The following is an 11891-nucleotide window of genomic DNA, read 5'->3' on the forward strand; positions in this document are numbered from 1 at the left end:
CCTATGAAAGACGGATCGAACGCCGCGGGGAGCGCGGTCTCCCGCTTGCCGGCGCCGGTGCAGGCGCGGCTCGTCGAGCTCAAGGACAGCCTGGAGCGGGCGCTCGGCGACCGGCTCGCGTGCCTGCTCGTCTACGGCAGCGCGGCGCGGGGCGGCTACCGCGACGGCCAGAGCGACGTGGACCTGATGGTGGTGCTCGAGGAGGCGTCCCGCGAGAGCCTCGACGCGATCGCCAACGCGCTCCGGCTCGCGCGCTACGCGGCCCGGATCGAGGCGATGATCCTCACGGCGGCCGAGATCCCGCAGGCCGCGGACGTGTTCCCGCTGCTCTACGACGACATCCGCCGGTGCCACGTGCTCCTCTCCGGCCGCGACCCGTTCTCGGCGCTGGTGATCGACGGCAAGAACCGCCGCCTGCGCGTCGAGCAGGAGCTCCGCGAGGCGCAGATCCGGCTCCGGCGCGCGGTGGTGGACGGGATGGGCTCGGACGAGGCCCTGCGCGGCGCGGTGCTCCGCAAGGTGAAGCAGATCCGCGGTCCGCTGCACGCCCTGCTCGGCCTGCGCGGCATCGACGGCGACGACGATCTCGGCACGGTGCTCGTCGGCGCGGGCAAGCTGCTCGGCGTGGACGTCGCCCCGCTGCAGCGGGCCCACGAGGCGCCGGGCGCGGCCTACGAGGCGCTGGCGGCGCTGCTCGCGCGCGCGGTCGACGACGTCGATCGGCTCGAGCACGGCGAGGCGGCGCGATGATCCACGAGATCTTCGACTTCTTCCCGTTCAACATCGCGTCGGGGCCGGAGTTCTTGCTGTTCTACTTCGTGCTGTCGTCGTCCGGCCTCTTCTTCGCCGCGCTGGCGCGGAAGGCGCTCGGCGCGTCGCTCGATCGCGCGGCGCAGCCGGGCGGCGCGCCGGCGGCCGCCGCGGCCGCGGCGGGCACGCCGTACCGCTTCCACGCGCCGCCGCCCGAGCGGCAGCGGCTCTCGGTGGGCTGGGTCCCGCAGCCGGACGAGTACTGGGCGATCGCGTACCTCCGGGAGGAGAACAAGGGCGTCGCGGCCACGCTGATCGCGGTCGCGATGGCCGCGGGGTGGCTCGTCCCCGGCGGCGACGGGAAGGGGGAGTCGTTCCAGGTGGCGGGCGGCGCCCCGCCGCGGGACCGGGTGCTCTCGGCGTTCTTCGGCCTGCTCACGTCGCTCCGCCCGGGCGGCGACCCGAGCGCGGCGCTCTCGGTGGCGCAGGTGCGCGCCTCGGCCGAGCGGGTCGCGGCCGACGTCGAGCCGGAGCTCCGCGAGGAGCTCGCCGCCGCCGGGATGATCCGGCCGCGGGGGACGGTGGCGATCCTCTCGGCGGTGGTCTGGGCGGTGGGCGTCGTCCTGCTCGGCGTGGGGCTGATCCGCGTCCTGCGCGCGGAGGAGCTCCACCGGCCGCACACGTTCCTGGTGGTGGAGATGATCGCGCTCCTGTTCGCTACGTGGCTCGTGGCGAGGAGCACGAGCGCGTACAGCGCCCTGAAGTCGGCCTACCTCGACTGGATCGAGGACTCGACCGTCTCGCTGCGCGCCGACGTCGCGGGCGGCCGCCGCCGGGAGGCGGTGGACATCGGCTTGACGGTGGCCGCGACCGGCACGGCGGCGCTCGCGATGTCGCCGCTCTTCGGGCCGATGATCTTCGCGATCACGCCGCCGCGCGTGGTCTCGACCGAGGGCGGCTCCGGCGGCTCGGGGTGCAGCTCGTCGAGCTGCGGCGGCGGCGGCGGCTGCGGTGGCGGCGGCGGTTGCGGCGGTGGCGGTGGCTGCGGCGGGTGATGCCTGCTTCGAGGTGCTCGACGCCCTCGGCCTGTGCCGGCTGACCCGGCGCGCCGGCGATCTCGACGGCGCGGTGCCGCTGCGCGTGGCCAAGGCGTGCGCGCCGCTGCTCGAGGGCAACGCGTTCGGTCATCAGATCACGCTGGCGCGGCCGATCGAGGTGCAGCGGGGCCTCGGGTCGCTCCGCGCCGAGCCTGTGGGCGAGCACCGCGAGGCGCTGCTCCGCGCCCACCGCGCAGCGCTGCCCCGGCTCGTGTCGCAGGGCTTCCTGGCGCCGGACGGGGCGTGGCACCGGGCGCTGCGCGGCGGCCTCGCCTGGACGTGCCGGACGGGGCTGGGGCGGCCGCGCCTGCGGCTGTGGACCGGGCTCCTGGTGCGCCCGGACCCTGGCGTGTGGCTGCGGGTCGCGGGCGCGGCGAACCGCCGCAACGTGCTGATCGAGGTGAGCGAGGCGTACCTCGCGGACGAGCGCGCGTTCGTCCCGCTGGTGGTCGAGCTGCGCGTCCGCGACGAGGCGCCGCGGCGCCTGCGGCTCGAGGGCGAGATCGGCTGCCTCGCGCCGGTGCGCCCCGGCGTGCGGATCGAGGCCTGCGCGCTGGCGGACGCGCCCGAGGTGGGGCGGGCGCACGCGGAGTTCTACGACGCGAGGTACTTCGCGGTGAAGAAGGGCGAGGTGACCCGCAAGTACCGGCGCCTCGTGGGAGGCGAGGCCGGCGCGCGGAAGGGGCGTGCGGGCGAAGCGGGCGAGGGGAGCGCGCGAGCGGGAGAGGCGGGCGAGGGGAGCGCGCGAGCGGGAGATGCGGGCGAGGGGAGCGATGCGGGCGAGGGGAGCGCGCGAGCGGGAGACGCGGGCGAGGGGAGCGCGCGAGCGGGAGATGCGGGCGAGGGGAGCGATGCGGGCGAGGGGAGCGATGCGGGCGCGGGGAGCGCGCGAGCGGGAGACGCGGGCGAGGGGAGCGACGCGGGCGAGGGGAGCGCGGGGCCGGCGCGCGTGCGGCTGGTGGTCGCCGGGCCGGCGGCGCCCGAGATCGCCGAGGTGACCGAGGTCACGACCGCGGCCGGGCCGGATCCGGTCCCGTGGCGCGGGGGGGCGCGGCGCCTCGAGTCGCTCGTGGTGAGGAACGCCGTGCCGTTCCGCGCGACGTTCGACGGGCACACGCTCGCCGTCGCGCCGGAGGCGACGCGCCTGGCCGAGGGCGCGGCCGCGGTGGAGCGCACCTTCGCCCGGGCCTTGGGCGAGGAGTTCATCGCCGCGAACCGCGGGGCGCTCTGGTACCTGACGAAGTACTTCACGCCCCACCCGCCGGGCGAGCCGCACTTCTTCGTCAAGCCGTGGGCCTTCACCCGGACGCCGCCGGGCTGGTCGAGCCTGCTCGACGGCATCCACGGCGAGGGCTACGACGTGATGCGCGGCGTGGTCGCGACCGACGTCTTCTTCGCGACCCCCGCGGTGTTCCACGTGCGCCGGATCGGGGCGCCGATCGAGGTGCCCGAGGGCGCGCCGCTGCTCCGGGTCCTGCCGATCCCGCGCGACCTGCTCCGGGCCGGCTTCCGGGAGGCTCGGTTCCTCGATGCGTGAGCGGCGTGGACGGCGCGGTCATCGTGGCTGTATGTGCTGGATATCGGTGATGATTTCGCCCTTCGAGCGCCCCCGCGGAGCGCGCCCGTGAGCGAGCGGTGGATCTGGCCCGGCGCGGAGCGCGGTCCGGCGAGGCTCCTAGACGAGCTCGCGGCGCGCGGCTTCTCGGTCCTCCGCGGCGACGCCTCGCTGGCCCCCGAGGAGGCCGCGCGGGCGCCGTGGAGCTTCGCCGAGCGGCTCCTCGGGTCGAGGCCGCGCCTCGTCGAGCGGCAGCCGATCAAGGCCGTGCCTGGGGGGAGGTCGTTCGCCGCGAGCTCCGCGGCGGCGCCGCTCCACACCGACAGCCAGAGCTTCGCGGGCGCGCCGCCGGCCGTGCAGATCATGGCCTGCGTCCGGCCCGCGGAGCGCGGCGGCGAGAGCCTCCTGCTCGACGGCTGGGCGCTGCTCGCGGCCGTCGAGCGCGCCGACCCCGAGCTCTTCCGCGCGCTCTTCACGGCCTACCGGCGCATCCCGTTCGTCTTCGGCGACGTCTTCGGCCCCACGGTGTCGCTCCGCGACGGCGCCCTCGCGCTGACGCACGCGCCGGTCGCGCCGCCGGGGGACGCGATCGCCGCGCGGCTCGCGCGGTTCGTCGAGGCGTCGCGGCGCGAGGTGATCGAGCTCGCGTTCGGCCCGGCGGATCTCCTGGTGGTCGACAACCGGCGCATGCTCCACGGCCGCCGGGCGTTCGAGGGCGGCGCGCGCGAGTTTGTGCGGCTGCTCGTCTGGATGGATGCGCCGCTCCCGTCGCCGCCCGCGTACCGCGCGCTGGCCGCCCAGGTCGCCGAGGCGGCCTCGCGCCGCGTCGCCGGCGCGCCGGAGGCCACGCGCCGGCGGCTCGGCCTGGGCGCGCCGGCCCCGCCCGAGGCGAGGCGCCGCCTCGGGGTGGTCCTGGAGATGCTGCGCGGCGTCCCGCCCGGGGTGCTCGCCGCGCGCGAGCGGATCCCCGAGCCGGAGCTCTACCGCCTCCGCGACGCGGCGCTCGCGGCGGCCGAGGCGGCGCTCGCGGGCGATGTGGAGGGCGCGGACGACGGCGCGCTGGCCGAGGCGATCGCGCGGATGGGCCGGGGGTGAGCGGCGCGCGCGCCGCGCGGAGGACGTCGCGCTATCGGCGGGCGGATGGTGGCCAGATTTGAACATGAAGGCGGGAAGGCGGGAAGAAAAGATCAATGATCTTCCTGCCTTCCGCCTTCATGTGAATCACGCCGGGGCGAATTGGGCCACCACCGGCCGGCGGGGCCGTCGCTTCGGCGTCGTCACTGCGCGACGCAGTTCTCCTTCATCACTTCCCAGACGGCATCCCCGGTGGCGATGCTGCCGGCAGAGGTGGGGTGGATCCCGTCTTGCGTATATTCGTTGTGTCCGTTCCAGGTCGGACGAAGGTCGAGCCAGTAGCACTTCGGCGACGTGAGCCCGTCGCACAGCTCCTTCATCTTCGGTCGGAGCGCGTCGAGGCAGGTCTTGAGCGACGCGAACTGGTTTCCGATGGGGTCTGGATAGAAGAAGTAGACCACCTTTTCGACGTTGTCCCCGGCCATGGTCTCGAACAACGACTCCGCCGCCGCGAGGGCTCCGTCGCCGTCCCCTCGCAACAAGCAGTCGTTCCCGCCCCCGTCCATCAGCACGTACTTGATCATGCCGTTCTCCGCGGCTTTTCGGTACTGGCTGGGGATTTGATCGCCGGCCAGGGTCGTGCCGCTGACCGAGTTGTCGATGTAGCGCTCGTTCTCGGCGAGGGAGCCGTTGGCCTTGGCCTGCTTCTCGATCTGCTGCGTGATGCCGTGGGTCGCGGCGATGAACGATTCGCCGATGACCGCGACCTGATTTCCCCTGGTCTGGCCCGTGACGCACTCGCCCGAGCTCCCGCCGGTGCTGGCCGTTTCTCCGCCGCTGGCCGAGCTGCTGGCCGGCCCGGTGGTCGCGCCACCGCTGCTCGAGGTGCTCTCGGCTGCCGAGCCTCCGGTCCCGCCAGGGCCCATGCCGCCAGTACCCGTGCCGCCGGTGCCGACCGTCGCCGTGGTACCCCCGCCGCTGGTAGACCCGTCAGGGGTGCCTCCGCTGGTCGAGGTCGTATCACCGTCGTTCGCCTCACCACAGGCACAAATGCCGATGCTCAGGAGACCGAGGACGATCAAGTTCGTAGAGACGCAGCGACGTATTGACCGCATTTTTCTTTCTCCAGTGTCCGAATTCGTGCCGAGGTTTCAGGGTGCGAAAGGCCTGCATCTGCCTTGCGATGCATCGTCGTGGCGAACGCCGATCCAATTCGAGAGGCTCGTAGCCACGCTTGAAGTCGAGAGGGTGGTCTCGGTGTCCAGGGTGCGCCCAGGCGAAGAACAGCCGGTGAGCACGAATCGAATCGTAGTCATCCGGTACGGCGAGGATGCGCTGCCCTCGCCCCTCTGTTCCGAGATCGCCGTCTGTCCTCGCATCGCACGATGCAACTGACTGCCACCACTTCGTACCCGAGCCAGCTGGATCGAGGTATAGGCATACCCGCCTATGCCTCGACGCGTGACGGCACGTCCTCGTTGATGGACTGCACAATTCGGGCGAGAGTCGAATTTGGTGGTCACCACAAAACTGCGGGATCTGTGGGACCTACGCCGGGTTGACAGAACGTTCTTCCCTGCGACCCGACGACCCCTGGGAAAGCGACGCTGGTCCAACCATTGGATCGCGCGCCGTCCGCGAGGTACGCTGGAGCGCGGCCGGCCGCTCGGGCGCGAGAGGCCGGCAGGGACACGCTTGGCAGTACCTCGGCGCGCCTTGTCTCGTAAGAGATGAGCTCATACCGCGACCGCTGGCACGACATTGCCCCGATCCCGGCGCCGCACGAGAGCGCGGGCGGGCCCGGCAGGCGCGTAGCGGAGGAGACCCGCGTGAGCGCTCGAATTCCCTTCCACCCCCGAGGCGCTAAACTAGCGAATGGCCTACTCGTCCGGGCAGTAGATGAACAGCGTGGCCCCTCGCTGGGCTTCACCTTCGCCGACGAACCGGATTTTGCGCGGCTCGTTTGAGGGGCAGTCGGCGACGATGGCGGGGTCGCCAAGGCCATTCGACGGATCAACGTAGCACCAGCCGTGCAGGTCGTTGCCGTTCACGCTGAGGATGTCGTCGGGATCGGTCCTGCACACCTCGGCCGCTGCGCCCGCGAGCTGCTCGATCTCGCACACGCAATCCCACCCGGCAGCCTTCGCGATGTCGACGGAGAGCACGGCCGCCTCCGCCGACGGGTACGCCTCGGCCGCGTCGGTGCGCGCCGGCAGGTCACCGCAGTCGCACGCGCCCTTCGAGTTTCGTACCTCGAGGAGCAGACAGGAGAGCTGTCCTCCAGCGTCAGGCGTTAGGGGACGCGTCATGCACCGGCTGCCGAGCACCGTCTTCAGACGATCGATGATGGTGCCGATGGCCGGCCGGTACCCGTAGTCGGCCGCGTTGTCGTCGTCGAGCTGCGCCGGGCACACCGAGCCGACGATGCCCTGGGGTCCGAGCTCGCGGATGAGCTGCAGCTCGCGGAGGCCCGGGTAGGCCTTCGCCTTGATCTGCGTCGTCGTCCTGGAGCCCGGGGCTTCCTGGTTGCTTCCGGCTTCCGGCTGGCACAGCGGGTTGTCGTTCGGCGCGCCCTGTTGCTCCCTGCAGTCGCAGCTCTGGGCGTTGCCCTCGCAGGATTTCGACTCGGGGAGATCGAAGATGCACGCGTACTGGAGGTCGCCGGTGCTCGTCTGCGGGATCGTGTACTCGCGGCCGTTGATGGTGTTCCAGCCCGTCTGGTCCGGCTGGATGATCGTGTCGCCGGTGATCGGGTTCGTGCCCGAGCGCGGCGCCGTCGACTCGATCATGAACGGGTCCTTCGGCGGCTGGAACTTCGCGGGGTCGCCGAGGATGAGCTCCCAGGTGCTGGCGAACGCGTTGTCGAGCAGCGGGGAGCCGAGCTCGGTCGCGTTCTTGAACCCGCCGACCGGCTCGCCGTCCTCGTTGAGGCCGCGCAGGAGGTCCGGCTCGCCCTGCGCGTTCTGGCGCGCGATGTCCTGCCAGGGCACGCCGACGATGCCGGCGAAGAAGACGAGCCCGGGATCGCGGATGATCGAGTCATCGTCCTCCGTGACCAGGTCGCTGAAGATCGGGTTCGGGACGAGATCGCCCTGGCGGTTCGGGATCTGCGCCTCGGTGAAGGCGCGCCGGTAGCGCTCGATCGGGTAGAGGAAGTCGAAGCCGAACCGGTGCTTCTGATCCCAGCAGCGGGAGTTGACCGGATCCTCGACGGCGCTCAGCCGGGCGGGGAAGCCGTCCGTACCCGTGCAGGCCGGGTCGGGCGGGCAGCCGTCCTGGTTCTGGCTGCACGACCTGCAGCACTTGTCGCCCGGGTCGGTGGCGCACTCGACGCGCGGCCGCCACAGGCGGAAGCCGTTCCTGGTCTCAGCGACGAGGTAGTTGCGGCCCTCCTCGCGGATCGAGCAGTCGTTCTCGTCGCTGAGCATGATGATCGCGAGGAGGGAGCTCGACCGGAGGAAGTTTTTGCGCTGCTCGATGACGGTGCCGTCCAGGCCCATCGGCACGGCGACGTCGCCCTGGATCTCGATCCGCTCGTAGGGCTCCGGGTCGACGAGGAAGCGGTACACGCTCTCGAGCTGCGCCTCGAAGCCGCAGCCGGACTGCCCGGTGCCCTTGACCATCGCCCTGAGCTGCTCGACGAGCGAAGTGTCGTTGAGATCGTTGGGCGAGTCGCCCTCGATGTCCGCCTCGCCGTCTTCCGGGTCGGGCGTCCCCGGCTCTCCGTTCACGTCGCGCTTCTGATCGGGGTCCCAGGCCAGGAAGCCCTTGTTGAGGTAGGTCGGGAGGTCGTTGACCTCGGAGTTCTCGCTCTCGCGCGCGAGGAGGTGCGCCATGTCCACGTTGGACGGGCTCGTCATCGCCGGGCAGGCGCCCGAGCCGTGGCCGCCGAGGCTCGAGCTGATGATGCCGATGTGGATGTCCTTGACCGGCTCGAACTCGCGCTTGAAGTCCGGCCTGCATTCTTCGTTCGGCGACGAGACGGTCTCGGGCGGCTCCATGCCGTTCTTGTGGATGCAGCGCGGGTTGACGAGGCTCTGCACGAGGTCGGGGATGGCCTTGGCGAGGACGTCCTGCTTGTCGGCCATCGAGCCCGAGTTGTCGATGGCCAGGAGGAGGTCGAGCTTATCGGGCGAGCTCTGCGTGAGCCGCTCGGGGGGCGGCACCGGTGACTCCGGCACGGGCATCCCCCCGGCTCCGCTGCCGGACGTTCCCCCTGCACCGCCCGGCGCTGTGTCCTGCCCATACCTGTCCCAGTCTGCGCCGATGAGCTGCGCGCACCCGCCAGACGCAGCCGCGATAGCCGCCGAGAGCCATACTGTCGCCGTCGCAGCCCCTCCCCTGCCTCTCATCGCTCGAGCCTCTTCCGGCGTGCTCTCTGTGTCAAGCTGATCCGAGAGCAACCGTAGCGCGCCCGGACGAAGGCCGCAGGTAATGGGCGAAGGTTGTGCGCGGCCTTCGCCCGTCGCCGTTGCGCGCCCTGGACGTGCCAGCCCTGTCGAGCTCGACGGCGTGACGTGGGACGCTATCTCGCCATTTACGATGTTCGATGGACTCCCGCGATGGGGAGGCGGAGCTCGGAATCAAGCTCAATCATGTTTTTGCTCGGCACCGCGGACCCTCACCCCCTGCGACAACGTGCACGGATTGGCGCTGCCACCACGGCGCACGATCGCGGACCACCGCAGGCCGGTCGTCGTTGATATGAGAATGGTCGCGGATTTTACGAGAAAAATGTCCAAATCGAGTTTAGTCGGTACAGGAGAAAGTCGACTCGTCCCAACGCTCCTTACCGGCCCATGCCAGGGCGACCCGAGGCGGGAGCAGCTCCAGCACCGAGTCCGGCACATCCCCGCCCCAGGGCAGCCCGGCATCCTCGCAGCGCTTGGTCTCCGCCTGGATGTAGGTGACGATCAGCTTGGCGGCCTCGCCGCATGCACGGTGATTGTCCTCGGCCGGAGCAGCCCTCGACCCGACCAAGAGCGCCCGCAACGGCGCACGGAGATAGCCCGCCGGTGACGTGATCACCATCTTGCCAGGCTGAGACCAGCGGAACCGGTTCAACAGCATCCACGTGCTCAGCGCTACGCCTGCTCGTTTTGCATAGGCGAGATCGGCACCCTCCAGGGGCACACCTCGTTTTTCGATGTTCTCCACATAGGCAAGGCCGCACTGGTCCGCGAGGACCTCGTTCAATTCCAGGTGGCCCTTGCAGAATAGCGTCTCGCCCGCGTCGAGCTTGCTCATCGTGGAAACCTGCCGGCGGAGAGCCTGCTCCATCGGGGCTCCGCACACATTGCCCCGCATGTGGAAGTCCTCGTGTCCGATGAGGAACGTGAGCGGAACCCACATGATTGAGCGCGTGAGCCTGGCGAGCCGCTGCTCCTCGGCCGTCAAGCCGGATTCGTCGCGCATCGCGGCCGCGATCGCCTGCTCGATCTTCTCATCGGTGTTGACCGATGCGATATCCGCTGTCGCCATCGCGTGATCGGGGAAAGCGGCCTGGGCATCGCCCGGGCCTTGCCAGCGCTGATGGGCGAGGTACGCAGCGGTCCTCACGAGCTTGGCGATGACGTCGGCGCGGCAGAGGAGCCCTCGCTCGTCGGAGAAGCACGGCGGGATTGGAGGGCAGCTTCCTACGGAGACGTCGTACAAAGGCACCCCTAGCTCCCGGGCCACGGAGGAGAGCGCCCAGGTCGCGGGCACGACGTCCGTCGCGGAGTCGCCGACGCAGACGACCAGGCGGCCGCGCCCCTCACGCGGCGCCTCCGTGCCCGGAGCCGGCGGCGCGGCGCTGCCAGGCGGTGCGTCGGCACGCGGCGTCGCGCAGCTCGCGGCGAGGAGCGCTGCTATGGCTGTGCGCCTAACGCGTTTCATTCCGAGTCACCTTGTCCAGTGTGCGCAGGCACGGCTCGATCTCGTTCGCGACGAGCGACCTCAAGGTCTCGCCTGTCGTCTCGGGGCGTACGCTGAGCGACATGACGAGCTGGAGATTGTTGCGGCAGTCGCGAAGGTCGGGCGCGGCGACCGGGGCCGCCTGCCTCCCGGGCATCAAGAACGCCGCGGCGAGCCCTCCGGCGAACGTCAGCATCCCGAGCGCCAACTTGACCCGGAGCTCCCGCCGCCGGTAGGCAGTCAGGTTCTCCTCCTGGACCTTCTTCAGCTCGAGCTCCTTCTCTTGCAGCCTGTCGATCGTCATCAGGGTACTGGGGACAGTCACCTTCAGCACGACCTTTTCGGAAGGGGCGCTCGCGCCGTACCTAACCACCTCGTGGTCCACCCGGTAATCCTGCGGGTCCACTTGTTTCGTTAGATGAAAGAGAGACGTCACCGTAGCCCCCGGTATCCGCAGGGCCTCAACACGCCAGCCGCCAAAGGTAGATTTCCACTCGCCGGGTTCGAGATCGATGAGCAGGACGATATCGTTCATGGGTCAGGTGCCTGGGCAGTCGATGGCTTGCGTGATGACTTCTTGCAGTCTGCCTACATCTTCTGCGGTCAAATGGGGCTTCAAGTCCTGGATGTGTACCTTAGCGCCATCCAGTTTCCTGTAGAACAAAGTCGCCCTCGCGACGATGTTCGAATTTTCTGGTGTGATATTGTAGACGAACTCGAGGAGCCCTGGGAAGCTGTCCTTGCTGAAGTGGAGGAGCAGATCGCCTCGCGATATCTTGCGCTGGAGGAGGACGAAGGACTTCTCGCTCGCCCACCTACGGAACGTCGTGTCCGCCTCGGCGGTGCACTCATTGACTCTGTTGACGAGGCGCGTCTCGAAGGACCGTGCTCCGTCCATCGCTCCCCCGCCCTGGAGCGGGTTTGCGTTCTGCGCCTCCAGCTCGTCGACGAGCGCCACCGCGAAGAGGGCAACTCGCGCGTTCTGCGGCGGAGCGTCGGCTCCGGAACCGCGAGGTTCGGCGCCCGGCGTGGCGCCGCCGGCCGCGCCGCAACCGAGACCTACGATCAGAGCGGCGCCGAGGCTGGCACCCAAGGCGGGACCCATCCACATCGAGTCTATGTTAGACCTCTCACAAGAATATAGGAAGTGCAAACTCCTGGCGCGGCGTTGAGCGGGGCACGCCGAACCACGGCGCCAGCGGGCGGCGTTCGCCGGCGCCTCGTCCACCCCGGCAGCGAGCCGGGACGCCACGCGCGACGCGAGCCGCTCGACGGTCTGGTGGAGCGCCGCGCCTGTCGGCGGGCGCCGACCTTCCGGCGGATGGTGACCCTGATCGCGCCCGACAAGGCTGCGAGCTGACAAATGCCGCTCGGGCGCACGTGACCGAGCGCGCCGCGCCGGCCACGGCGCCCCTCGCCCGAAGCGCGGCCAGGGCCGCGGGCAACACCCTCGCGGCTGAGCAGCGCCTGCGCCCGGCCGAGGCTCGCCACTCATCTCCAGGTCCTCGACGCACTCGCAT

9 protein-coding genes are annotated in these 11891 nt (G+C 70.6%); 4 read left to right on the plus strand and 5 right to left on the minus strand.

The annotated features are described in order from the left end of the window. Positions 1-3: 3 nt before the first annotated feature. The 4 genes from WMF26_RS11485 (at position 4) to WMF26_RS11500 (ending at position 4497) form a co-directional block, all read left to right on the plus strand. Positions 4-750: a nucleotidyltransferase domain-containing protein gene (locus WMF26_RS11485; protein ID WP_438000339.1), complete on the plus strand. Its 747-nt coding sequence runs from the start codon at positions 4-6 to the stop codon at positions 748-750. Then, complete coding sequence (locus WMF26_RS11490) at positions 747-1805, plus strand: hypothetical protein (RefSeq protein ID WP_438000340.1); 1059 nt, start codon at positions 747-749, stop codon at positions 1803-1805. The genes WMF26_RS11485 and WMF26_RS11490 overlap by 4 nt, the downstream gene beginning before the upstream one ends. After that, a complete protein-coding gene (locus WMF26_RS11495) occupies positions 1783-3384 on the plus strand; it encodes a hypothetical protein (protein ID WP_438000341.1) in 1602 nt (533 codons plus the stop codon). The genes WMF26_RS11490 and WMF26_RS11495 overlap by 23 nt, the downstream gene beginning before the upstream one ends. Before the next feature lie 87 nt (positions 3385-3471). Next, positions 3472-4497: a TauD/TfdA family dioxygenase gene (locus WMF26_RS11500; RefSeq protein ID WP_438000342.1), complete on the plus strand. Its 1026-nt coding sequence runs from the start codon at positions 3472-3474 to the stop codon at positions 4495-4497. A gap of 182 nt (positions 4498-4679) precedes the next feature. On the opposite strand, the gene WMF26_RS11505 is transcribed toward WMF26_RS11500, so the two are convergent. The 5 genes from WMF26_RS11505 to WMF26_RS11525 form a co-directional block, all read right to left on the minus strand. Beyond that, positions 4680-5402, minus strand: coding sequence for an SGNH/GDSL hydrolase family protein (locus WMF26_RS11505; protein ID WP_438000343.1), 723 nt, complete (start codon positions 5400-5402; stop codon positions 4680-4682). 954 nt (positions 5403-6356) lie between these two features. After that, the gene (locus tag WMF26_RS11510) at positions 6357-8663 is read right to left on the minus strand and encodes a hypothetical protein (RefSeq protein ID WP_438000344.1); all 2307 of its coding nucleotides are present in this window, start codon (positions 8661-8663) and stop codon (positions 6357-6359) included. A gap of 562 nt (positions 8664-9225) precedes the next feature. Beyond that, positions 9226-10353 (minus strand): hypothetical protein, encoded by a 1128-nt coding sequence (locus tag WMF26_RS11515; protein ID WP_438000345.1) that lies wholly within the window; start codon positions 10351-10353, stop codon positions 9226-9228. Beyond that, the gene (locus WMF26_RS11520) at positions 10340-10906 is read right to left on the minus strand and encodes a hypothetical protein (RefSeq protein ID WP_438000346.1); all 567 of its coding nucleotides are present in this window, start codon (positions 10904-10906) and stop codon (positions 10340-10342) included. Before WMF26_RS11520 ends, WMF26_RS11515 begins: the two co-directional genes overlap by 14 nt. A 3-nt stretch (positions 10907-10909) precedes the next feature. Continuing rightward, entirely contained in the window at positions 10910-11476 is a 567-nt protein-coding gene (locus WMF26_RS11525; RefSeq protein WP_438000347.1) for a hypothetical protein, read from the minus strand. Positions 11477-11891: the final 415 nt, after the last annotated feature.

It is taken from the genome of Sorangium sp. So ce185 (assembly GCF_051526825.1).
In the GTDB taxonomy this organism is placed as follows: domain Bacteria; phylum Myxococcota_A; class Polyangia; order Polyangiales; family Polyangiaceae; genus Sorangium; species Sorangium cellulosum_D.